The following is a 22133-nucleotide window of genomic DNA, read 5'->3' as shown; positions in this document are numbered from 1 at the left end:
TTATGTTAACGGTTTATGGCGTCCCCGGCTGGGGATCGGCAATCAGTGAAGTAATGCTGACGCTGGCAAACATTCCGTATCGGTTTCGCAACGTCGACGGTTTTGATCAACCCGGCCCTCAGCGGGACGCACTGCTTAAACTCAACCCGCTGGGTCAGGTACCCACCTTGCAACTGGACGATGGCAGTGTCATGACGGAATCTGCAGCGGTGGCGCTGATGATCCTGGACACCCGTCCCGATCTTGCTCCCGCAGCTGGCACGCCGGAGCGCCAGCAGTTCTGGCGATTACTGGTCTGGCTGGTGGCAAACGTCTACCCGACATTTACTTATGCCGACTACCCGGAACGCTGGACGCCAGATGCACCTGACCAGTTACGCGAAAGCTGCATGAGTTATCGCAAGTCGCTGTATCTCTGGCTGGAAAGTCAGCTTCAGGCCTCGCCGTATGCCCTGGGTAAGGAAATCACACTGCTGGATATCTATCTCTGTGTCATGCGTACCTGGGGCCCACGTCACCAGTGGTTTCAGGAGAACACACCAAAGATCAGCGCCATTGCTGATGTGGTTTGCGCTTTGCCGGAACTGCAAAACGTGCTGCGCAGTAACGACATTATTGGATAAGTCGCGCCGGGCGGCTGTGTTACTGTAACGTCTCTTCACACAAGGAGTTGGCTATGCCGCACATTGATATCAAATGTTTTCCCCGCGACTTAAATGACGAACAAAAAACGGCTCTCGCAACGGAGATCACGGACGTGATCATACGCCATTTGAACAGTAAAGAGAGTTCGATCAGTGTCGCGCTCACCCCGGTAGCCCCGGAAGAGTGGCAAACCCAGGTCTGGGATACCGACATCGCTCCGCATATGGCGCAACTGATTAAGAAACCGGGCTACAGTATGTAACCCTCAGCACACGGACGACGCCGTTATGCATGTCATCGTCGCATACTGATATTTTCAATTAAATTGAAACACCGTTTTGTGGCGAAGCTCGATTTTCATTTAACGGGCAAATGATAAACAGGCATTTTCATTCTGGAGATGCCTATGAACCCGTTACCGACGCTTTTCGCCGTTGCCTTACTGTTTGCAAGCCACGCTCACGCCGCCCCGACCAGCTTTCCCGTCTGGCCTGGCGGAGAGGCACCCGGAGCTAAAAATAGCCCGGTCAGTTTTACCCTCCTTGAACGGAGTAAAGATCCTGCGGAACATGATCGCGCCGTAACCGGGATCCGCGCGCCGCAAATTACCGTTTACCGACCGCAACACGCAAATGGCATTGCATTGCTGGTCACGCCGGGTGGCTCTTACAAACGCGTAGTGCTGGATAAAGAGGGGAGCGATCTGGCGAAACCGTTCAACGATCGGGGCTACACACTGTTCGTGATGACTTATCGCATGCCGGAAGATGGCCATACAGAGGGGGCAAATGCGCCGCTGGCAGATGCACAACGCGCGCTGCGTACGCTGCGCGCTCGCGCTGCAGAGTGGCAGGTCAACCCGCGCAAAGTCGGTGTAATGGGGTTCTCCGCGGGAGGGCATGTCGCCGCCAGTCTTGAAACGCGCTATGACGAAACTGTTTATCCCGCTCAGGATGCGATTGATCAACAAAGCGCACGGCCCGATTTCGTCATCCTTGGCTACCCGGTGATCTCTATGGACAAAACCATTGCGCATGCCGGATCACGCACTGCGCTGATTGGCGCGGCGCCGACCCCAGAACAGATCAGGCACTATTCACCCGAGCTGAATGTGACGGCACAAACGCCGCCGACCTTTTTATTGCATGCGGTCGACGATCCTTCGGTACCGGTAGAGAATTCGCTGGTGATGTTTAACGCGCTGCACGCGCACCAGGTACAGACCGAACTGCACCTGTTCAGTCAGGGACAGCACGGTTTTGGCATTCGCGGAGTGAAAGACAAGCCAGCCCGGCTCTGGCCGGAACTGGCGATGAACTGGATAGAAGCGCTAGCGGACTAACGCCCACATCTATGGGTTATTCACCTGCGGTCAGACGCCTGCCGCTGGTGACAAAGTTGCCGCCGCCGAGATGGTGCAGGGTGTTCAGGTTGTCATTGTCAAAATGCCAGCGCCCGTTAATAAACGCCCGCTCATCGGCGGCGGCCGACACCACTTCGCCAAACAGCGTATCGTATTTCTCCTGAGCGGCGGTGGGCGGCAACAAGCGACACTCCATCCAGGCAAGACATTTCTCTTCAATGACCGGCAACCCAAGCACCGGCCCGGCAAACGCAGGAATGCCATAACAGTTAAATTTATCTTCATCACGCCCGGTAATGCTGCCAACCGCATAGCTCCAGTTAGCGGCAGCCACTCCCGGCACCACAATGCCAAACATACCGCTGCGCTCGATCAGTTCGCGCGACCAGGCGCTTTTATCCACAACGATAGCTATGCGGGGCGGGGAAAACTCCACCGGCATCGACCACGCCGCCGCCATCACATTGCGGCGGTCAATCTGATCATCGCGGCTGGTAATGAGCACAGTCGGCCCGTGATTCAGCAGACGACTGGCATGTTCCAATGCAACAGGACGAAAATGACTCATAGCGGCTCCTTCTTGTGAGGGTTATCCGGCGCTACGGGCAACCACAATTTGCCCGCGTCCTTGTTCTTTAGCGAGATAAAGCGCCAGATCCGCTGCCCGCACCAGGTTGTCGGCACGGGCATGACGCGGCCAGGTGGCCAGCCCAATCGAAACGGAAACCGGCCCAATATCATGGGACTCATAGATCATATGATGCCTGAGCACATTATTCAGCAGCCGTTCGGCGATCTCCCGCGCCTGCGCCTCCTGGGTATTTGGCAGCACCAGTAAAAACTCTTCACCACCGTAACGGAAGGCCAGACCTTTATCTTCCACCGTATCGGTGATCAAGCGCGCCAGCTCACGCAACACTTTATCGCCAGCCTCATGACCGTGCAGATCGTTCAGTTTCTTAAAGTAATCGACATCCACCATCAGGCAACTGAGCTGGGTACCGTCGATCATGGCCTGATCGAGCAGATTGCGCAGTGTTTCGTCCAGACTGTGACGGTTACGCAACCCGGTCAGTGAATCATAGGTTGCTTTTTCGGTCAGCGTATCGCGCAGGAACTGGTTAGCCAGCGCCAGCGCCAGCGTCTCCGCCAGCAGTTCCAGGTAGACATACGGCGGCTCTTTGTCCGGCGTGTAATTATCAAAGGTCAGCAGACCGATGCTCTTGTTCTGCGCATTGAGCGGTACGCAAATTGCCCGCGCAGCGATATCGGGCGAAATATGCTCGCAGGGCATATCCACGGGATCCAGCAGGGGGCTGTGCAATTGCCCGCGTTTCAGCGCCCAGCAGTGCTCCGGCGAAAAAGCGGGATCGTCGCCCGGCGGCAAGCCCCAGCGCGCCACACATTTCATGCGCGATTTGCGGCTGTCGAGAATATAAAGGCGGCCACCCATATCGGGAATAATTTTCGGCGCAAACCGACTCACCACTTTGATAATGGCAGTATGCGAGTCGCAACCCTGCAGACGCTGGGTCATTCGTGCCAGCAGAGTACGCGTCCCCCATTCGGCGTCGCGCTCTTGCTCAAGCCGCTGACGTGCCAGCCCGTTCTCGCGGAAAATACGGATGGCCTGCGCCATATCGCCAATCTCATCGACCTGCGCCAGGACCGGCGCCTCGACCGCATAATCCTGCGTCGCCAGCCGGTTAACCACGTCGCTAAGCGTGACCACCGGGCGCAAGATGCGGTGTTTGATAATAAACCCGAGCACGAAAAGAAACAGAATGGCCGTCAGGCCAACCATGATTTCTGACAGCGTACGCAACCGCAATGAGCGTTCGGTGGCATCCTTGATGGCTGCCTGCACCCGTTGATCCGAGAGACTGCGGAAATGGGCAAAGCGATATTCCGTTTCCGATAACCGCTCTTCATAACTGGCGCTGTACATGAGTTCCATAGCATCTGCATATTTGCCGGCTTCCACATCGGCAATGGCGATGCGCTGCTCATCTTCAAGCTGATCCAGCGTGGTAAGCCCGTCGCGCAGGATCAGAAGCTCAGCACTGGATGCGCCATTATCACGCAGCCCCACCAGGTGATTTTCCAGGTCGATGTCTTCCTGCTGGCGTGTTTTCCAGCTCTGAACGATCTCCGGTTGTTTCTTGATCACGGCCTCACGCGCTAACTCACTGAGCGCCCAGGCTTCACGTTCCAGATTGTCCGTCAGTTCATCAACCGTACGGCTATTCGCCACCGCAGCGCGTTCCGCGCGTTCTGCATTCGAGGCCAGAAATAACGCTACGCCGGAGCTGAGCGTTAAGACCACTGTGGCGACATAAGCAAAATTGGTAATTGTCGCAATACGCACGAGATTGCCTTTTTAGGGGGTGGGGGATTAATTGATATGAGTTTAGATTATGCCATATATATCAATGGCAATAATCACGTCATTTCTTCGTCACATTCGCTGCTTATAGTCAGCCGCAATCAAATCCCAAAGAGGATAGCATTATGTTTGCTCCCCTGACTTTTGTGCAGGTGGATGCGTCCTGTGGCCATCGCGTCACGGGTTTATCACGGCTTCCGCTTGCGGGAGGGTGCTAATGGACGCATTCACTGACATCCGCCTCGACGGTGTTTCTTACGCTTTTGGCGCCCATACCGTTCTCAATCATATCGATTTGCATATCCAGGCTGGCTCCATTGTGGCGCTGCTCGGACCATCCGGTTGCGGAAAAAGCACCTTGCTGCGCCTGCTGGCAGGGCTTGCTGAACCGGCTCAAGGGCAGATCTGGTTCGGCGATCGTCTGGTGGCGAAAACGGGCTGGTCACTGCCGCCGGAAGCCCGTGACATCGGCATGGTGTTTCAGGATTACGCCCTGTGGCCGCATATGAATGTGGCGCAAAACGTCGCCTTCCCGCTGAAAATGCGCAATGTACTCCGCCGCGAACGCGAACAGCGGGTGACGCAGGCGCTGGCAAGAGTAGGCCTCGCCGACTTTGCCCAACGGAAACCTGCCGATCTCTCAGGCGGCCAGCAACAGCGTGTTGCGCTGGCACGCGCCATTGTCGCAGAGCCTCGCGTGCTGTTGTTTGATGAGCCGCTTTCCAACCTCGACAGCGCATTACGCGAATCCTTATGTCATGAGATGGCGCAACTGCTGCGGCAAATCGGCACTACGGCAGTTTATGTAACGCACGATCGCCGCGAAGCCGAATGGCTGGCCGACCGTATTGTCCATCTCGCCACAGGCAGCGTCGAATCGGTACTCACAGTGACTTCATCCTCAGGGGAAATTGCATGAAAGCCTTACTGTCCGTCAAAAAAGGAGTCGTTTTAACCATGGTGCTGTCATCCATGATGATGTCCAGCGTGCATGCGCTGACCGTATACACCGCTGGCCCCGGTTCGCTGGCGAAAAGCCTTGCCAGCGGCTTTGAGCAGAAAACGGGCGTAAAGGTCAATATCTTCCAGGCCACCACTGGCAAAGTGATGGCACGTCTTGAGGCGGAGCAAGCCAACCCGCAGGCGGACATTCTGATCTCCGCCTCCTGGGATACCGCAGAAGATCTGCACCAGCGTGGCTGGCTGCTGCCATTTAACAGCGCCAATGCGGAAAACGTCCCGGCAACACTCAAAAGTGCCGACTACGTAGCGCAAGGCATTTCGGCGCTGGGGATCGTCTGGAATACCAAAAGTGGTACGCCGGAACCGAAAGAGTGGCAGGATCTCACCTCTGCCGATTTTAAAGACAAAGTGACCACGCCCGATCCTGCCCTCTCCGGCGCCTCGCTGGACTTACTGATTGGCCTGCAAAACGGCATGGGTGATAACGCCTGGCAGTTATTTGATGCGTTGAAAAAGAACGGCATGGTCGTCAGCGGCCCGAACGCACAAGCCGTAACGCCGGTAATGCAGGGAGCAAAAGCGGCGGTGTTTGGCGCAGTGGATTATGTGACTTACGGCAATATTGCACAGGGTGAATCCCTGAAAGTGATCTTTCCGGCCAGCGGCACAGTGATTGCACCACGCCCAATGATGATCCTCAAAACGACGCAGCATGCGGCAGATGCCAACGCCTTTATTGACTACGTGCTGTCGCCGGAAGGGCAAAAAATGGTCGCCGACGCATGGCTGATGCCGGCCCGCACCGACGTTGAAGCCAAACGCCCGCTGTTTACCGAGCTGCACGTGCTGCCAACCCAGAGCAGCGGTACCAGCGAACGCGGTGAGGTGCTCAAACGCTTCAATACGCTGTTCGCCCACTAATCCTTTCGACACAGGCGGGGGCGACCCCGCATTCAGGACATCCGCCGTGAACCAGAATGTGATTGCGCGGGTAACGATGGTGCTGCTGGTCATCCTGGTGGCGCTACCGTTGCTGTTTATTCTTTTGCAGGCTGTTTTTCCGCACTTTAGCGCTGGCGCGTTCAACGGTGCCTTTGCCTCTGTCGCGACGTTACTGGCAGAGCCGCAATTACCCGCCATGTTTAGCGGCACATTACAGATTGCTTTTGGCGTGGCGCTGCTCAGTGCGGTTATTGGCTTACCGGCTGGCGTCGCACGCGGTTTGTTTGATCTTCCCTGCCCAAAACTGTGGGATCTGCTGTTTTTGATCCCGTTTTTAACACCGCCATATATTGCCGCCTTATCATGGATGCTGGTACTGCAAACGCAGGGCTATTTGATGCAACTGACCGGGGTGAATTTAAACAACCTGCTGTTCAGCAAAAGCGGCATGGTGCTGGTCATGACGCTGAATATCTTTCCGGTGGTCTATTTTGCCGTCTCACGCAGCCTGCTCGCCAGCGGGCAGCGTCTCGCATGGGTAGCGCGCGTGCATGGTGCTACGCCCTGGCGGGCATTCCGTGAGATCACGTTGCCCTTGCTGTCTCCAGCGCTGGCGGCAGGCATGCTACTGGCGTTCACCCTTGCTGTAGAGGAGTACGGCGTGCCCGCAGCGTTGGGTTCACGCGCCGGTGTGATCATGCTCACCGTCGGCATTGAGGAGAAGCTGGCCGACTGGCCGATTGACTTGCCTGGCGCCTCGCTGTTGTCGGTGGTATTGATGATGATTGCGCTCAGCGGCTGGTGGCTGCAACGCAGACTAACCGGTGAGAAAGACGTGACCAGCGTGTCCGGCAAACCAACAGAGCATATTGGCGCGCGGCTCGGGCTGGCGACGGTGCCGGTGGTGCTCATCATGGCGGCGATCGCTTTTCTCGCAGTGGTGGTGCCCGGTTTATCGATGGCGGTGACCGGTTTTAGTGCCACCTTGTCGGGCGGATTGTCGCTGGATAACCTGACGCTAAAACACATCACCGCACTGTTCGCGCAACGTGGAGACGCACTCCCGGCGCTCGGCACCAGTCTGTCACTGGCGCTGGCGGCAGCGCTGATCACCGGACTATTAGGGCTTTGCGCCGCCTGGCTGGTGGTGTTGCAGAAGATCAAGGGGCGCACGATCATCGATGCGCTGTCGCTGATGCCCGCTGCGTTACCGGGCGTGGTGGTTGGCGTAGGGTTGATCCTGCTGTGGAACCGCGCGTTCTGGCCGATCTCCCCCTACAACAGTTGGGCAATTTTATTACTCTCCTATTGTTGCCTGCTCCTGCCGTGGCCCGTGCGCTATATCGGTAGCGCCATGCGCCAGCTTGGGGGCAATCTTGAGCCTGCGGCGCGCGTTCACGGGGCGACCGCGTTCCAGGCGCTGCGTTTGATTGTGCTGCCGCTGATTTTCCCGGCGATGCTGGCAGCAATGTTAATGGTCTTTGCCATTGCCTCACGCGAGCTGGTTACCTCGCTGTTACTGGCTCCTGCAGGCACACAAACGGTTGCCGTGTTTATCTGGCGGCAGTTTGAACAAGGCTCGGTTGGGCAGGGGATGGCAATGGCAACCCTGACACTGATCACCGGGCTACTTTTAATGCTCACCGCGCTCGGGATTATGCAACGCAGCACGAAGCGATAATTCAGCGGCACAAATTTACCGGTACCGGGTAAAAAATGCGTTATAACCAAGGAACAACATTTGCAAGGAGCCGGTATGACCCCTTTCTTAACCGCTTATCTGGCCCGGATTGGCTGGAACTCGACGCCCGATGTATCGTTGGACACGCTGCGTGCGCTGCATTTACATCACAATGGTGCCGTTCCGTTTGAAAATCTGGATGTGGTTTTACCTCGCGAGATCGAACTCAGTGAGGAGGCGATTTTCCAAAAACTGGTGGTTGCCCGTCGCGGCGGTTACTGTTTTGAGCAGAACGGCTTGTTTGAGCGAGCATTAAAAGCGATCGGTTTTGAGGTGCGCAGTTTGCTGGGCAGGGTGGTGTTATCAAACCCGTCGCAAATGCCGCCGCGTACCCACCGCCTGTTACTGGTTCAGCTTGACGGCGAACCGTGGATTGCGGATGTCGGGTTTGGCGGTCAGACGCTGACTGCGCCCATCCGTTTGCAAGCCGACAGTGAACAGGCCACGCCCCACGGACTGTACCGTTTGCAACGCGCGGGGGACGACTGGGTGCTGCAATTCCGCCACCACGAACGCTGGCAGTCAATGTATCAGTTTGAGATGGGGCAGCAATACCAGGCTGATTTTGTCATGGGCAATTTCCATTCGGCGCACTGGCCTGCATCGCACTTCCGTCATCATTTACTGATGTGCCGCCATCTGCCGGATGGCGTAAAACTGACGCTGACCAATTTTCACTTTACCCACTGGCGGCAGGGGCAGGTTCTGGAGGAGAAGGTGTTGCCCGACGTGGCGGCCTTGTACGAAACCTTACAAACGCGTTTTGGCCTTGGCGTGAACGATGCCCAGTACGGTTTTAGCCTGCAAGACCTTGAAACGGTGATGTCGAGGTTTGAATTGCACGGCGTGCAGGCTTAGCACAATGCCTGGGTAATCATCACGGCCAGATGCCGATTAAATGCCGCATCATCGACATCTGGCAGTCCCAGCATGCAAATTCCGTCCATCCCGCAAACGAAAGCAATCAGCCGCCAGGCGATCTCCTGAGCCGGGTCCTGCCGGGTAAACTCTCCCGCCGCACGGCCTTTGTCGATCAGTTCCACCACTTTGTCGTGCCACATTTCCAGCGTTATCAGGTAAGCGCCTTTGATTTCCGGATCTTTACTGGCCAGCAACAACGCTTCGCGCCACAGACGAACATAGGGTTCCAGGCCGCCTTCATCACTCCCCAGCATCGCATGTAACTGGTCGCGCCACGGAGCCGTGGCCGGTACCACTTCGACCTCCAGCAGGGCGTCAATCAGCCGGATAAACGCCTGCGCTTTCAGCGCACTGGCCGAGCTAAAGTGATGATGCACCTGGCCTGTCGCCACGCCGGCTTCGGTCGCAACGCGCCGCACCGTCATGGCGGAAAACCCCTCGGCCAGCGCGACCCGCATTGCCGCCAGCAGGATCACCTCCCGGCGATCGTCACGATGTAAATAAGCCATAACAATCTCAAGCCAAACAGAGAGGCAACGAGTGTAACAAAAAGCTGGACACGCGTTCAACATTACGTAGGATCGCCATTCTGGACGCGTGTCCAGAATAGTTAAACGATGGAGAGAGTTATGTTTCGTCAGTGGTTAACGCTGGTCATCATTGTGCTGGTGTATATTCCGGTCGCCATCGATGCCACGGTGCTGCATGTCGCGGTCCCCACGCTCAGCGCGGCACTGAACACCAGCGGAAATGAACTGCTTTGGATCATTGATATCTACTCACTGGTCATGGCAGGCATGGTGTTGCCGATGGGCGCCCTGGGCGACAAAATCGGTTTCAAACGTTTGCTGCTGCTTGGTAGCGCGTTGTTTGGCATTGCCTCATTGCTGGCGGCGTTCGCCACCAGCGCCAGCTGGCTGATTGCAACCCGTTCGCTGCTTGCCGTGGGCGCGGCAATGATCGTTCCGGCAACCCTGGCGGGTATCCGCACCACCTTTGCCCACGCCGCGCAACGAAACACCGCGCTGGGCATTTGGGCGGCGGTCGGTTCCGGCGGTGCGGCTTTCGGGCCGCTGGTCGGTGGCATGCTGCTGGCGCATTTTTACTGGGGGTCGGTGTTTCTGATCAACGTGCCGATCGTGCTACTGGTCATGGCCTTAACCGCACGCTACGTTCCACGCCAACAAGGCCTGGCGCAACAACCACTGCACCTGACGCAGGCGCTGGGGCTGATTGTCGCCATCCTGTTATTGGTCTGGAGCGCCAAAAGCGCGCTAAAAGGCAGCGTGCCGCTGTGGATCGTCGCCAGCACGTTGCTGACGGGCACGGCACTGCTGGTCAACTTTGTCCGTCTTCAGTTAGCAGCAGCCACGCCCATGATCGACATGCGTTTGTTTACCCATCGGGTCATTTTGAGCGGCGCGCTGATGGCGATCACTGCGATGGTCACCCTGGTCGGGTTTGAACTGCTGATGGCACAAGAGCTGCAATTCGTGCATGGTTTTACGCCCTTTGCCGCGGGTGTGTTTATGCTGCCGGTGATGCTGGCCAGCGGCTTTAGCGGCCCGATTGCCGGGGTGCTGGTGTCGAAAATGGGGTTGCGGATTGTCGCCACCGGCGGCATGGGATTGAGTGCCGTCAGCTTTCTGGGCCTTGCCGCCACGAACTTTGCCACCCAACCCTGGCAGGCCGGGCTATTAATGGCGCTGCTGGGTTTTAGCGCTGCCAGTGCCTTGCTGGCGTCTACCGCCGCGATCATGGCCGCTGCACCAAAAGAGAAAGCGGCTGCGGCGGGGGCGATTGAAGCCATGTCGTACGAACTGGGTGCAGGACTGGGTATTGCCGTTTTTGGTCTGATTTTAAGCCGCAGCTTTGCCGCATCTATCCAGCTTCCGCCGGGGTTAAGCCCGCAGGCGGCCGAACAGGCTTCTTCATCACCTGGCGAAGCCTTCCGGCTGGCGCAGGAGAGCGCACCGGAGCTGGCTCAGGGTATTATTGCGGCCGCTAAAACGGCGTTTATCGGCTCGCACAGCGTGGCGCTGAGCACGGCGGGCATGATACTGCTGATACTGGCGACGGGTATCTGGTTCAGTCTGGCGAAGGTCAAAGGGTGAATGTCGGCGCAGGGCAACCTGCGCCATGGGCTGAGTCACGCCCGCTGGCGGGTTGACCACCAGCAAAGCAGCGAACCGGCACAGACCATCAGCGCCCCTTGCCAGAAAGCAAACGACAGCGGGGCGCTTAACACGAATGCCGCCAGGGCCGAAGAGAGCACCGGCGTAAAATAGGACGCTGCCGCCAGCACCGTTACATTGCCATGCAAAATGCCGACATTCCACGCAGCGTATCCAAAGCCCAGCGCTATCCCGGTCATGCACAGTTTGATCACCACCGGCAGGGTAAATACCATTTCCGGCTGCGGGGTGAAGGCAAATTTAATCCACAGCGTGGCGGCAGTCAGCAATACAAACAGCGTAATGCCATTGGCGCCTTTGGCATATTTCGTCGTCACCGTACAGTAAATAGCCCAGATAAAGGCACCGGCGAAGGCGAGCGCATAACTGAGCGGGTTGGAGAGAATATTTTGTTGTATATCCGCAATGTTTAATCCTTTCTCGCCACCTAATACCCAGCACACACCAAGTAACGCCAGTAATAACCCAGGCACTACCCACAATGACGATTTCTGCCCATTAAATAATATTGCGCAGGCAATGGTCAGACTTGGCCATAAATAATTCACCATGCCGACTTCTATTGCCTGCTGGCGGCTGGCGGCAAACCCCAACGACAGGGCAAGGCACAGCTCGTAACTGACAAATAACACACTGCCCGCGAGCAAGTAACCGCGCGGGAAATGGCGCACATTCGGTAAACCCACCGTCACAATGAGCAATAATCCACTAAGGGTATAAATCATTGCCGCGCCGCCGACGGGGCCAAGACCTTCACTCACGGCACGAATAAAGCCGACCATCGTGCTCCATAATAATACCGCCAGTAAACCAATTAGCGTTGCGCGTTTTTTATTCATTGCTGCTCGTATTGGGTTCGTCATAAAGTTGCCCTTATAACACAGTCGGTTACATGCGGGCGAATAAAGCCGCTTTTTGCCTACCTATAAAGGATCAATAAAAGTCGCCAGCCCGGACTATTAGGTATCAGCCCCCCGGCGTTATTGATTTACCGCAATTCATCCCCTCTGTGGAATGTTTAATTTCCCGGCCGAAGTTACTTAATAACGAGGAAAAACATGAACGTCAGTCGCAGACAATTTTTCCGTATCTGCGCGGGCGGTATGGCCGGAACCACCGTTGCCGCATTAGGGTTTGCCCCGAAAATGGCACTGGCTCAGGCGCGAAATTATAAATTACTGCGCGCCAAAGAGACTCGGAACTCCTGCACATACTGCTCCGTGGGCTGCGGACTCTTAATGTACAGCCTGGGCGATGGCGCAAAAAACGCCAAAGCAGCGATTTACCATATCGAAGGGGATGCGGATCATCCGGTCAGCCGCGGCGCGCTGTGCCCGAAAGGCGCGGGCCTGCTCGATTATGTCCACAGTGAAAACCGCCTGCGTTACCCGGAATACCGCGCGCCAGGTTCGGATAAATGGCAGCGCCTTAGCTGGGACGAGGCATTCAGCCGCATCGCCCGCCTGCTGAAGGACGATCGCGATGCGCACTTTGTCGAAACCAATGCGGCAGGGGTTCCCGTTAACCGCTGGCTCTCTACCGGCATGCTTTGCGCGTCGGCGGCCAGTAACGAAACCGGCATGCTGACGCAAAAATTTGTGCGCTCTCTCGGCATGCTGGCGGTGGATAACCAGGCGCGTGTCTGACACGGACCAACGGTAGCAAGTCTTGCTCCAACATTTGGTCGCGGTGCGATGACCAACCACTGGGTTGATATCAAAAACGCCAACGTGGTGATGGTGATGGGCGGCAACGCCGCTGAAGCCCACCCGGTCGGTTTCCGCTGGGCGATGGAAGCCAAAAATAACAATGACGCGACGCTGATTGTCGTCGATCCACGCTTTACGCGTACGGCATCGGTAGCCGATATCTATGCGCCAATACGTTCCGGGACGGATATTACTTTCCTCTCCGGCGTGCTGCGTTACCTGATCGAAAATAACCAGATCAACGCGGAATACGTCAAACACTACACCAACGCCAGCCTGCTGGTGCGGGACGACTTTACCTTTGAAGACGGCTTGTTCAGCGGCTACGATGCCCAAAAGCGCCAGTACGACAAATCGTCCTGGAACTACCAGTTTGATGAGAACGGTTATGCCAAACGTGATGAAACGTTAAGCGACCCGCGCTGTGTGTGGAATTTACTGAAACAGCATGTCGCGCGTTATACGCCACACACGGTGGAAAACATCTGCGGCACACCGCAGGCGGACTTCCTCAAGGTGTGCCAGGTACTGGCCTCGACCAGCGCCGCAGACCGCACAACCACATTCCTGTATGCCCTTGGCTGGACACAACACACCGTGGGTGCGCAGAACATCCGCACCATGGCAATGATCCAGCTGCTCCTTGGCAATATGGGCATGGCAGGTGGCGGGGTGAATGCATTGCGCGGCCACTCCAATATTCAGGGGCTGACCGATCTGGGGCTGCTGTCCACCAGTTTGCCGGGCTACCTGACGCTGCCGTCGGAAAAACAGACCAATCTGCAACAATACCTGGCGGCGAATACGCCGAAAGCGTTGCTGCCAGACCAGGTGAACTACTGGAGCAACTATCCGAAGTTCTTTGTCAGCCTGATGAAGTCCTTCTATGGCGATGCCGCGCAGAAAGAGAACGACTGGGGCTTCGACTGGCTGCCGAAATGGGATCAGTCTTACGACGTCATCAAGTACTTCAATATGATGGACAAAGGGGACGTCAACGGTTATCTCTGCCAGGGCTTCAATCCGGTGGCCTCGTTCCCGGATAAGAACCGTGTGGTCAGCACCCTGAGCAAGCTTAAGTTTATGGTGGTGATCGATCCGTTAGTGACTGAAACCTCCACTTTCTGGCAGAACCACGGCGAGATGAATGATGTCGATCCCGCCACTATCGCCACTGAAGTGTTCCGCCTGCCGTCCACGTGTTTTGCCGAAGAAGAGGGATCTATTGCCAACTCCGGGCGCTGGTTGCAGTGGCACTGGAAAGGCCAGGATGCGCCAGGTGAGGCGCTGAACGATGGGGAGATCCTCGCCGGGATTTACCATCGCCTGCGCGAAATGTATCGCCAGGAGGGTGGCAAGGGTGCAGAGCCATTACTGAACATGTCGTGGAATTACAGCCAGCCACATAATCCGCATTCCGAAGAAGTGGCAAAAGAGAACAACGGTTATGCGCTGACCGACCTTTACGATGCAAATGGTCAGCTTCTGGCGAAAAAAGGGCAGCTGCTTAATAGCTTTGCACTGCTGCGCGACGATGGCACGACGGCCTCTTCATGCTGGATCTACAGTGGTAGCTGGACAGAGCAGGGCAATCAAATGGCCAACCGCGATAACGCCGATCCGTCTGGCCTTGGCAACACGCTGGGGTGGGCATGGGCCTGGCCGATGAACCGTCGAGTGCTCTACAACCGCGCCTCTGCCGACCCGCAGGGGAAACCCTGGGACGCCAGACGGATGCTGATCCAGTGGAATGGCACCCGGTGGAGTGGTAACGACATTCCGGACTTCAACACTGCGCCGCCGGGAAGCAATACCGGGCCGTTTATCATGCAGCAGGAGGGGCTGGGGCGTCTGTTTGCGCTCGATAAACTGGCCGAAGGGCCTTTCCCTGAGCACTACGAGCCGATGGAAACCCCGCTCGGCACCAACCCGCTGCACCCAAATGTGGTGTCCAGCCCGGTGGTGCGCCTGTACGCGGAAGATGCCAAACGGATGGGAAAAAAAGATCAGTTCCCGTATGTCGGCACGACCTACCGTCTGACGGAACATTTCCATACCTGGACCAAACACGCCCGTCTGAATGCCATTGCCCAACCGCAGCAATTTGTGGAGATCAGCGAAACGCTGGCGGCGGCCAAAGGTATCGCCAATGGCGATAGCGTGACGGTGAGCAGCAAGCGCGGGTTTATTCGCGCGGTGGCGGTAGTGACACGCCGTTTGCGCCCGTTGCAGGTACACGGTCAGCAGGTCGAAACCATCGGGATCCCGCTGCACTGGGGCTTTGAAGGCGTCGCGCAGAAGGGGTATATCGCCAATACCCTGACACCAAACGTGGGCGATGCGAACTCGCAAACGCCAGAATACAAAGCGTTTTTAGTCAATATAGAGAAGGCGTAAGGAGCGAATATGGCTATGGAAACGCAGGACATTATTAAACGCTCCGCGACCCATCCGGTGACGCCACCGCCGGGCGTGCGCGATCATAAAGCAGAAGTCGCCAAACTGATCGATGTCTCCACCTGCGTGGGCTGCAAAGCCTGCCAGGTGGCGTGCTCCGAGTGGAACGATATCCGTGATGACGTTGGCCATTGTGTCGGGGTTTATGACAACCCCGCCGATCTGAGCGCCAAATCCTGGACGGTGATGCGTTTTAGCGAAACCGAGCAGAACGGCAGGCTGGAGTGGCTGATCCGCAAAGATGGCTGCATGCACTGCGCGGAGCCGGGCTGCCTGAAAGCATGCCCATCCGCCGGGGCGATTATTCAGTACGCGAACGGCATTGTCGATTTCCAGCAGGAGAACTGCATCGGCTGCGGCTATTGCATTGCCGGGTGCCCGTTTAACGTGCCGCGTCTCAATAAAGAGGACAACCGGGTCTATAAATGCACCCTCTGCGTCGATCGTGTAAGCGTTGGCCAGGAGCCGGCCTGTGTGAAAACCTGCCCGACTGGCGCCATTCACTTTGGCACCAGGGATGAAATGCTGGAACTGGGGCAACAACGGGTGGAAAAATTGAAAGCGCGCGGCTATCCCCATGCCGGGGTCTACAACCCGCAGGGGGTGGGCGGTACACATGTGATGTATGTGCTGCACCATGCCGATCAGCCTCAGCTTTACCATAATTTGCCCCAGGATCCGCACATCGATACGGCGGTCGGGTTATGGAAAGGTGTCCTGAAACCGTTATCGGCGGCCGGTTTTATCGCCACCTTTGCCGGGCTGATTTATCACTACATTGGCATCGGGCCGAATAAAGAAGTGGACGATGACGAGGAGGATCATCATGAATAAGTCGAAAATGATTGTGCGCACCCAGTTTATTGACCGCGCCTGTCACTGGACGGTGGTGATCGGCTTTTTTCTCGTCGCACTATCGGGCATTTCATTTTTCTTTCCCACCTTGCAGTGGTTAACAGAAACCTTCGGCACGCCGCAAATGGGGCGTATTTTGCACCCGTTCTTTGGCGTCGCGGTGTTTGTCGCGCTGATGTTTATGTTCGTGCGCTTTGTTCACCACAACATCCCGGACAAAAAAGATCTGCCGTGGCTGAAAAACATTGTTGAAGTCTTGAAAGGCAATGAACATAAAGTTGCGAAAGTCGGTAAATATAACGCCGGTCAGAAGATGATGTTTTGGACCATTATGAGCATGATTTTTGTACTGATGGTGACCGGGGTGATTATCTGGCGTCCTTATTTCGCCGCCTATTTTCCGATTCAGGTCATTCGCTACAGCCTGCTGCTGCACGCGACCTCTGCCATTATCTTGATCCACGCCATTCTTATTCATATGTATATGGCGTTCTGGGTTAAAGGATCAATTAAAGGCATGGTGGAAGGTAAAGTCAGCCGTCGCTGGGCGCAGAAACATCACCCACGCTGGTACCGTGATGTTGAACGTCTGGAAGCCAAAAAAGAGAGCACCGAAGGGATAAAGTAACCTGATACCCGCTCCGAACCCCAGTTCGGAGCGGCTTGCCAAAATAGCCGCTCATAACACCCGGCAGCACCATGCAATGCTACTCCACATCAGATAAGGGGTTTGTTTAACAACGTCAGCCGGTAAACATGCGTTTGTCGCTCAATAAAACCGAATTTATGGTACAGCGCATGGGCCTCTTCACGCTCAGAGCGGGAGGTCAGGTCAATGTGGCGGGCGGCATAAATACAGGCGAAGGAGAGGGCGGAGCGTAACAGCGCGGTGGCAATACCCCGGCGACGGAATTCACGGCCAACAATCACATCTTCAATCATGCATTTTTTGCCCGATAACAAGGTCGCACAAACCAGCGTCAGCATTCCGGCCGGAATGCCTTCATCCCAGGCGACAAAGAGATGTACTGAATCAGCGGCAAAAATACGTTGAAAATCCTCGACCGTCAGCGTCGGCGCGCTGGGTGAAAGTTCGGCCAGCAAGCGGGTTAAATCGGCGGCCAGCGAGTCGGTAACGGATGACAGTCGTTCAACACGAAGCGTATGCATACAGGTCTGCTCAAAAGAGTTGGGAACAGTTTCAGCATAGCCTGGCGGCAGATCGTTGGCAGGGTTTCTTTCACGCTATTGAACGGTGCTGCGCCACGGCAACGTTTCCAATGAAGAATAAGCGCAACCTCTGGCGCACGTATGTAATAGCCGGTCTGAAATCATGGATTAATATGCCAGACGGGCGATTTCATCTGGTCTGCCTGGCGTGAATGGACAATAATGCCTGCCGCAATGTATTAACAAGTGGTCTGTGGTATGAAAAAAACGGTTTTTTCGTTGGCACTTGCGACCTTTGGTCTGGGTATGGCGGAGTTCGGTATTATGGGTGTGCTCACCGAACTCGCCAACAATGTCGGCATCTCTATTCCTTCTGCCGGGCATTTAATCTCCTTTTATGCTTTTGGCGTGGTGATTGGCGCGCCCATTATTGCGATCTTCTCGGGCCGTTTTTCGCTTAAGAAAACGCTGCTGTTTCTGGTGGCGCTCTGCGTAATTGGTAATGCGATGTTCACCTTCTCCACTTCCTACCCGATGCTGCTTGCCGCGCGTTTTATTTCTGGCTTCCCGCATGGGGCCATTTTTGGCGTGGGCGCGATAATTCTGTCCAAAATCGCGCCGCCGGGTAAAGTCACCATCGCCGTAGCAGGCATGATCGCCGGAATGACGGTGGCCAACCTGGTGGGCATCCCGGTGGGTACCTGGCTGGGTCACGCTTTCAACTGGCGCTATACGTTCTGTCTCATCTCGCTGTTTGACGTGTTGGTGATGGTGTCGGTGCTGTTCTGGGTGCCCACGTTGTACGACACTGCGCCGACGCACCTTCGTGAACAGTTCCACTTCCTGCAAAAACCCGAACCCTGGCTGATTTTTGCCGCCACGATGTTAGGCAATGCCGGGGTATTCGCTTGGTTCAGCTATATCAAACCCTTTATGGTGAATGTTTCCGGTTTTTCAGAGGCCAGCATGACATGGGTGATGATGCTGATGGGGCTGGGGATGGTGCTGGGTAATATGTTCAGCGGCAAGCTGTCAGTGAACTTCAGCCCGCTGCGCATTGCCATTGTCACGGAAGTGATGGTGGTCCTGGCGATGCTGGCACTGTTTGTCGGCGGCGAACACAAGCTGGCCGCGCTGGGAATGGGCTTCCTCTGCTGCGCAGGCTTATTTGCCGTGTCTGCGCCGCTGCAAATTATGCTGCTGCAAAACGCCAAAGGCGGCGAAATGTTAGGAGCCGCTGGCGGTCAAATGGCCTTTAATTTGGGCAATGCGGTAGGGGCATGGTTCGGTGGGTTGATCATCGCTTTTGGTTTCACGTACAGCTATCTCACCTTACCGGCGGCATTACTGTCATCCGGCGCGATGGTGGCGTTGTTGCTCTACGGGCAATGTAAAACAAAACGCCCGTTACAGGCGGTGACTGAATAACAATACCTGGCCGGGTAATGTTGCATTATCCGGCCAGGCGTTTATCGCAACCAGGGCGTGACAGATAAACCGACCAGCAGTCCCTCCGGGCTGAGCAGGCGGGTGATGCTCTGCCCCCATGGCTCAAGACGATTAGCGACCAGTAGCTGATAGCCTTTTTGCAACAGTACCTCGGTGGCGGTGGCAAGGTCGGCTACTTCAAACTCGATCCACCCTTGCGGCACCGGGTGTGTCGCGGGCCATTTTGCTGCGCCAAAGCAGGACTCCGCGGCCTGGTGCAAGGGCCACAGCGCAAAGTGCTTTGCGCCATCCAGCACATCATGATCGGCGACCAGATAATCGCTGTTGCCTTCCATGGGTTTCAACGGCAGACCCAGCGCCTGCTGATAAAAATTCTGACTCTCATCAACGCTGTGCGGGATCGGCCCAAAGCCCGCAATAAACAGAACGTCAAGACCGGGGATCGTCGTTGCCATATGCTCCTCCATAACCGAAAAAGGGGGCCGCTGGCCCCCGTCCTGAATGCACTATCCGGTAATTAATGGCGCAAATCAATCACCATACGGCCACGAATTTGGCCTTGTTCCATCTCTTTAAAAATAGCATTGATGTCTTCCAGCGGGCGCAGCGCCACTTTCGGCACCACTTTGCCCTCGGCGGCAAACTGGAAAGCTTCGGCCAGATCCATACGCGTACCGACCAGCGAGCCCACCACCTGAATACCATCCAGGACCAGGCGCGGAATATCGAGGCTCATGGCTTCTGGCGGCAGACCGACCGCCACCACACGCCCACCGGCACGCACAGCATCAACGGCAGAGTTAAACGCGGCTTTTGCTACCGCCGTTACCACCGCCGCATGCGCACCGCCGGTTTTTTCCTGCACCACTTTTGCCGCATCTTCCGTGCGCGAGTTAATCGTCAGATCCGCCCCCATACTGGCGGCAAGCTTCAGTTGCTCATCGTTCACGTCAATGGCGATCACTTTGGCGTTAAAAACGTTTTTGGCATATTGCAGCGCCAGGTTGCCCAGACCACCAAGACCATAAATAGCCACCCACTGACCCGGCTTTATCTGCGACACTTTCACCGCTTTATAGGTGGTGACGCCTGCACAGGTAATACTGCTGGCGGCTGCGGAATCCAGCCCATCCGGCACTTTCACAGCATAATCAGCGGTCACGATACACGCTTCTGCCATGCCACCATCGGCGGTATACCCGGCATTGATCACCTCGCGGCACAGGGTTTCATTACCGCTGTTACAGTATTCGCAATGGCCGCATCCCTGGAAAAACCACGCCACCGATGCGCGGTCGCCCACTTTTAACGACGTCACGCCGGGGGCAACTTCTGTCACAATGCCAATCCCTTCGTGACCGAGGATCACGCCGGTCTTATCGCCAAAATCACCGTTCTTCACATGCAGGTCGGTATGACAGACCCCGCAGCACTCCATTTTCAGCAGCGCTTCGCCATGTTTCAGCGGGCGTAATGTTCTTTCGGTAACTTCAACCTGGTGATCTTTTGTTACTACAGCAGCCTTCATAGCAATCTCCTTTAATATGAGGCAAAGAACTGAGAACCGGGTGTGGCGTCTGGCTTCATCCGTTATATACCACTTTAGAATTAATACGTTAGGATACTTTTTCAAGCCCAGGGCAACATTATGAAATAGTTTTTGCCCGCGGCTGCTAAATCAGGTAGGGGTAAAAACCGAGTAACCATAATGTTAATATGGTTATAAACATCTGTACACAATTGTCATACTGTTGTCATCATCCATCGCCAGATTGTGGTTTTCTCTCAACAAAAGAGTGATTAACAATGCATCTGGTGAATAAACTCCTCGCCGTCAGTATTCTTCTGTCGGCGTCTGTACAAGCAGACAACATCCTCGAATTTCCGCAGCCCGAAAATAACCCGGAAGAGTTCTACGCCGTCACCGAGATCCCGGCTGGTGGCATTATTAAATATGAAACTGATGCAAAAACCGGCTTTATTATTGCGGATCGTTTCCAGTCGATGCCGGTGGCGTACCCGGCGAACTACGGTTCGCTAACCCAGTCTCTGGCGGGCGATGGCGATCCCCTGGATGTGGTTTTCTACACCCGTGCGCCACTGGCACCGGGCACATTAATCAAACTGCGCCCCATTGGCGTGCTGAAAATGATTGATGGCGGAGAAACCGATGACAAAATTGTTGCCGTTCCGGCCAGTAAAATTGACCCGACATACGACGACATTAAAACCCTTGCCGACTTGCCAAAAATCGAGCAGCAACGCCTGGAAGCCTTCTTCCGTGTTTATAAGCAATTGCCGGATGGGCGTAAGAAAGTAGAATTGAACGGTTTTAATGACGCCGAAGCAGCAAAAAAAGAGATCAAAGCAGCCTGGGAAGCGTGGAAAGCGAAAAACCCACAACCGTAATATTTTGCCCGGCGTTGCCTGGCGCCGGGCAATTTACAGAATAGTATTATTTTGCAGGTGGCAACATTTTCGCTTTAATAATATAGCGATGTTGGACACCAAACTTATTGGCATTATCCTGATAAGCATGCCCCTCTGGCAAATATATCAGTGATGAGATCCAAATCCGGTTATACAGTGGAAAAGTGACCTCTTTCTCAGACAAATATAACCCCATTTCAACGCCACGGTGGTCCGTGTCGAGATCAAAGTGCCATAACACCGGCTTCTCTTTTGCATATCCCATTGCAGGATCGGTTGAGGTCGACATAATAATCGGCGATGTGATTTCCTGGTCCACCTGCACACAGGTGACTGTCGTATGGCCGTTAGCGATAAAGCTATCCAGCCACGGATAACTCTCTGCAATAGTCAGCGAATCACCACGAAACAGTTCACTGGCCACGGCACGTTTATAGGTTGGCCACTCCTGTTCCATAACCGCCAGATCACGTTGAATCTCGAGTGCTTTAGCAACATCGATATTTTCTTCAATTACCCCCATATTTATCGCGATGGGGCGCCATATTTTCACAAATTCTTCCATGTCGTTCACCGCAGCATAATGCGTATATTTGCTTTTTAGCAAGGCGATGCAAAAAGAAGAAAAATACTTATACAGTGGGCCTTGTTGTTTGAGAATAGCCGGATCTTCCTGAATAACCCATTTCTTTTTGACGGTAATTATTTTATTGCTGTCGTTATCTTTACACATAATTAACTCCTGAATGGCAGAGGTGAGATCAATAAATCGCGTTCGCCATAAAATATAACGCCAAAACTTTCAGAGGACAGGAAAAATAAAGGGTAACAAAACACTTTAAGACAAGGCAGAATAAATATCGGATGGACGACCTATGATAAAAGACAGACGCCCGAAAGCGCCTGT

21 protein-coding genes are annotated in these 22133 nt (G+C 55.2%); 13 read left to right on the top strand and 8 right to left on the bottom strand.

The genetic code is table 11. The features are described from left to right. The first annotated feature begins 2 nt into the window (after nucleotides 1–2). From RTX30_RS02415 to RTX30_RS02405, 3 genes are all read left to right on the top strand, one after another. Nucleotides 3–623 carry a glutathione S-transferase family protein gene (locus RTX30_RS02415; RefSeq protein ID WP_312686434.1) on the top strand — a complete coding sequence of 207 codons (621 nt, stop codon included), beginning with the start codon at nucleotides 3–5 and terminating at the stop codon, nucleotides 621–623. A gap of 53 nt (nucleotides 624–676) precedes the next feature. After that, on the top strand, nucleotides 677–907 hold the full coding sequence (gene pptA / locus RTX30_RS02410) for a tautomerase PptA (RefSeq protein ID WP_312686431.1): 231 nt from the start codon (nucleotides 677–679) through the stop codon (nucleotides 905–907). 144 nt (nucleotides 908–1051) lie between these two features. Beyond that, nucleotides 1052–1987 carry an alpha/beta hydrolase gene (locus RTX30_RS02405; protein WP_312686429.1) on the top strand — a complete coding sequence of 312 codons (936 nt, stop codon included), beginning with the start codon at nucleotides 1052–1054 and terminating at the stop codon, nucleotides 1985–1987. Nucleotides 1988–2003: 16 nt separating this feature from the next. Here RTX30_RS02405 and RTX30_RS02400 read toward each other — a convergent pair whose 3' ends face one another. Both RTX30_RS02400 and RTX30_RS02395 read right to left on the bottom strand, forming a co-directional pair. Next, nucleotides 2004–2576 carry a flavin reductase family protein gene (locus tag RTX30_RS02400; RefSeq protein WP_312686427.1) on the bottom strand — a complete coding sequence of 191 codons (573 nt, stop codon included), beginning with the start codon at nucleotides 2574–2576 and terminating at the stop codon, nucleotides 2004–2006. Between the two features lie 21 nt (nucleotides 2577–2597). Further along, nucleotides 2598–4376, bottom strand: coding sequence for a diguanylate cyclase (locus tag RTX30_RS02395; protein WP_312686425.1), 1779 nt, complete (start codon nucleotides 4374–4376; stop codon nucleotides 2598–2600). A 235-nt stretch (nucleotides 4377–4611) separates the two neighbouring features. On the opposite strand from RTX30_RS02395, the gene RTX30_RS02390 reads away from it, so the two are divergent. From RTX30_RS02390 to nhoA, 4 genes are all read left to right on the top strand, one after another. Beyond that, entirely contained in the window at nucleotides 4612–5313 is a 702-nt protein-coding gene (locus RTX30_RS02390; RefSeq protein ID WP_312686423.1) for an ABC transporter ATP-binding protein, read from the top strand. Then, nucleotides 5310–6278, top strand: a complete 969-nt coding sequence (locus tag RTX30_RS02385) for an ABC transporter substrate-binding protein (protein WP_312686421.1) — start codon at nucleotides 5310–5312, stop codon at nucleotides 6276–6278. Before RTX30_RS02390 ends, RTX30_RS02385 begins: the two co-directional genes overlap by 4 nt. Before the next feature lie 76 nt (nucleotides 6279–6354). After that, nucleotides 6355–7980, top strand: a complete 1626-nt coding sequence (locus RTX30_RS02380; RefSeq protein ID WP_409429792.1) for an ABC transporter permease — start codon at nucleotides 6355–6357, stop codon at nucleotides 7978–7980. Nucleotides 7981–8055: 75 nt separating this feature from the next. Then, on the top strand, nucleotides 8056–8898 hold the full coding sequence (gene nhoA / locus RTX30_RS02375; protein WP_312686416.1) for an N-hydroxyarylamine O-acetyltransferase: 843 nt from the start codon (nucleotides 8056–8058) through the stop codon (nucleotides 8896–8898). Here nhoA and RTX30_RS02370 read toward each other — a convergent pair. Continuing rightward, nucleotides 8895–9470, bottom strand: a complete 576-nt coding sequence (locus RTX30_RS02370; protein ID WP_312686415.1) for a TetR family transcriptional regulator — start codon at nucleotides 9468–9470, stop codon at nucleotides 8895–8897. The two genes, nhoA and RTX30_RS02370, sit on opposite strands and share 4 nt — an antisense overlap. Before the next feature lie 120 nt (nucleotides 9471–9590). On the opposite strand from RTX30_RS02370, the gene RTX30_RS02365 reads away from it, so the two are divergent. Beyond that, nucleotides 9591–11075: a SmvA family efflux MFS transporter gene (locus RTX30_RS02365; protein WP_312686414.1), complete on the top strand. Its 1485-nt coding sequence runs from the start codon at nucleotides 9591–9593 to the stop codon at nucleotides 11073–11075. Between the two features lie 35 nt (nucleotides 11076–11110). Here RTX30_RS02365 and yddG read toward each other — a convergent pair whose 3' ends face one another. Beyond that, nucleotides 11111–11995 carry an aromatic amino acid DMT transporter YddG gene (gene yddG, locus RTX30_RS02360; protein WP_312686817.1) on the bottom strand — a complete coding sequence of 295 codons (885 nt, stop codon included), beginning with the start codon at nucleotides 11993–11995 and terminating at the stop codon, nucleotides 11111–11113. A 219-nt stretch (nucleotides 11996–12214) separates the two neighbouring features. Between yddG and fdnG the strand changes: the two genes are divergently transcribed. The 3 genes from fdnG to fdnI are packed head-to-tail and all read left to right on the top strand — an operon-like array spanning nucleotide 12215 to nucleotide 16805. Continuing rightward, complete coding sequence (fdnG, locus tag RTX30_RS02355) at nucleotides 12215–15262, top strand: formate dehydrogenase-N subunit alpha (RefSeq protein WP_312686413.1); 3048 nt, start codon at nucleotides 12215–12217, stop codon at nucleotides 15260–15262. Between the two features lie 9 nt (nucleotides 15263–15271). Continuing rightward, nucleotides 15272–16156 carry a formate dehydrogenase subunit beta gene (gene fdxH, locus RTX30_RS02350; RefSeq protein WP_312686412.1) on the top strand — a complete coding sequence of 295 codons (885 nt, stop codon included), beginning with the start codon at nucleotides 15272–15274 and terminating at the stop codon, nucleotides 16154–16156. Next, nucleotides 16149–16805, top strand: a complete 657-nt coding sequence (gene fdnI, locus RTX30_RS02345; RefSeq protein WP_312686410.1) for a formate dehydrogenase-N subunit gamma — start codon at nucleotides 16149–16151, stop codon at nucleotides 16803–16805. Before fdxH ends, fdnI begins: the two co-directional genes overlap by 8 nt. Nucleotides 16806–16894: 89 nt before the next feature. On the opposite strand, the gene RTX30_RS02340 is transcribed toward fdnI, so the two are convergent. Continuing rightward, nucleotides 16895–17347 carry a GNAT family N-acetyltransferase gene (locus RTX30_RS02340; RefSeq protein ID WP_312686407.1) on the bottom strand — a complete coding sequence of 151 codons (453 nt, stop codon included), beginning with the start codon at nucleotides 17345–17347 and terminating at the stop codon, nucleotides 16895–16897. A 258-nt stretch (nucleotides 17348–17605) separates the two neighbouring features. On the opposite strand from RTX30_RS02340, the gene araJ reads away from it, so the two are divergent. Continuing rightward, nucleotides 17606–18775, top strand: coding sequence for an MFS transporter AraJ (gene araJ, locus RTX30_RS02335; RefSeq protein ID WP_312686405.1), 1170 nt, complete (start codon nucleotides 17606–17608; stop codon nucleotides 18773–18775). A 41-nt stretch (nucleotides 18776–18816) separates the two neighbouring features. On the opposite strand, the gene RTX30_RS02330 is transcribed toward araJ, so the two are convergent. Together RTX30_RS02330 and adhP are read right to left on the bottom strand one after the other, a co-directional pair. After that, nucleotides 18817–19251 (bottom strand): glyoxalase, encoded by a 435-nt coding sequence (locus RTX30_RS02330; protein WP_312686402.1) that lies wholly within the window; start codon nucleotides 19249–19251, stop codon nucleotides 18817–18819. Nucleotides 19252–19313: 62 nt separating this feature from the next. Then, nucleotides 19314–20324 carry an alcohol dehydrogenase AdhP gene (gene adhP / locus RTX30_RS02325; protein ID WP_312686400.1) on the bottom strand — a complete coding sequence of 337 codons (1011 nt, stop codon included), beginning with the start codon at nucleotides 20322–20324 and terminating at the stop codon, nucleotides 19314–19316. Between the two features lie 278 nt (nucleotides 20325–20602). Here adhP and RTX30_RS02320 point away from each other — a divergent pair, with 278 nt between their 5' ends. Continuing rightward, nucleotides 20603–21205, top strand: a complete 603-nt coding sequence (locus tag RTX30_RS02320; RefSeq protein ID WP_312686398.1) for an inorganic diphosphatase — start codon at nucleotides 20603–20605, stop codon at nucleotides 21203–21205. Nucleotides 21206–21251: 46 nt separating this feature from the next. On the opposite strand, the gene RTX30_RS02315 is transcribed toward RTX30_RS02320, so the two are convergent. Continuing rightward, nucleotides 21252–21959, bottom strand: coding sequence for a hypothetical protein (locus RTX30_RS02315; protein ID WP_312686396.1), 708 nt, complete (start codon nucleotides 21957–21959; stop codon nucleotides 21252–21254). Between the last annotated feature and the right edge of the window lie 174 nt (nucleotides 21960–22133).

Source organism: Kosakonia sp. (genome assembly GCF_032052965.1).
Lineage (GTDB): Bacteria > Pseudomonadota > Gammaproteobacteria > Enterobacterales > Enterobacteriaceae > Kosakonia.
The sequence above is the reverse complement of the archived record's forward strand: the minus strand, read 5'-3'. Positions and strand labels throughout refer to the sequence as shown.

Bases quoted from the DNA above. Each gene is read 5' to 3' on its own strand.
- araJ (WP_312686405.1), top strand. From the start codon at position 17,606: ATGAAAAAAACGGTTTTTTCGTTGGCACTTGCGACCTTTGGTCTGGGT.
- RTX30_RS02370 (WP_312686415.1), bottom strand. From the start codon at position 9,470: ATGGCTTATTTACATCGTGACGATCGCCGGGAGGTGATCCTGCTGGCG.
- fdnI (WP_312686410.1), top strand. From the start codon at position 16,149: ATGAATAAGTCGAAAATGATTGTGCGCACCCAGTTTATTGACCGCGCC.
- nhoA (WP_312686416.1), top strand. From the start codon at position 8,056: ATGACCCCTTTCTTAACCGCTTATCTGGCCCGGATTGGCTGGAACTCG.
- RTX30_RS02390 (WP_312686423.1), top strand. From the start codon at position 4,612: ATGGACGCATTCACTGACATCCGCCTCGACGGTGTTTCTTACGCTTTT.
- RTX30_RS02320 (WP_312686398.1), top strand. From the start codon at position 20,603: ATGCATCTGGTGAATAAACTCCTCGCCGTCAGTATTCTTCTGTCGGCG.
- adhP (WP_312686400.1), bottom strand. From the start codon at position 20,324: ATGAAGGCTGCTGTAGTAACAAAAGATCACCAGGTTGAAGTTACCGAA.
- pptA (WP_312686431.1), top strand. From the start codon at position 677: ATGCCGCACATTGATATCAAATGTTTTCCCCGCGACTTAAATGACGAA.
- yddG (WP_312686817.1), bottom strand. From the start codon at position 11,995: ATGAATAAAAAACGCGCAACGCTAATTGGTTTACTGGCGGTATTATTA.
- RTX30_RS02330 (WP_312686402.1), bottom strand. From the start codon at position 19,251: ATGGCAACGACGATCCCCGGTCTTGACGTTCTGTTTATTGCGGGCTTT.
- RTX30_RS02415 (WP_312686434.1), top strand. From the start codon at position 3: ATGTTAACGGTTTATGGCGTCCCCGGCTGGGGATCGGCAATCAGTGAA.
- RTX30_RS02400 (WP_312686427.1), bottom strand. From the start codon at position 2,576: ATGAGTCATTTTCGTCCTGTTGCATTGGAACATGCCAGTCGTCTGCTG.
- RTX30_RS02365 (WP_312686414.1), top strand. From the start codon at position 9,591: ATGTTTCGTCAGTGGTTAACGCTGGTCATCATTGTGCTGGTGTATATT.
- RTX30_RS02315 (WP_312686396.1), bottom strand. From the start codon at position 21,959: ATGTGTAAAGATAACGACAGCAATAAAATAATTACCGTCAAAAAGAAA.
- RTX30_RS02340 (WP_312686407.1), bottom strand. From the start codon at position 17,347: ATGCATACGCTTCGTGTTGAACGACTGTCATCCGTTACCGACTCGCTG.
- RTX30_RS02405 (WP_312686429.1), top strand. From the start codon at position 1,052: ATGAACCCGTTACCGACGCTTTTCGCCGTTGCCTTACTGTTTGCAAGC.
- RTX30_RS02380 (WP_409429792.1), top strand. From the start codon at position 6,355: ATGGTGCTGCTGGTCATCCTGGTGGCGCTACCGTTGCTGTTTATTCTT.
- RTX30_RS02385 (WP_312686421.1), top strand. From the start codon at position 5,310: ATGAAAGCCTTACTGTCCGTCAAAAAAGGAGTCGTTTTAACCATGGTG.
- fdxH (WP_312686412.1), top strand. From the start codon at position 15,272: ATGGCTATGGAAACGCAGGACATTATTAAACGCTCCGCGACCCATCCG.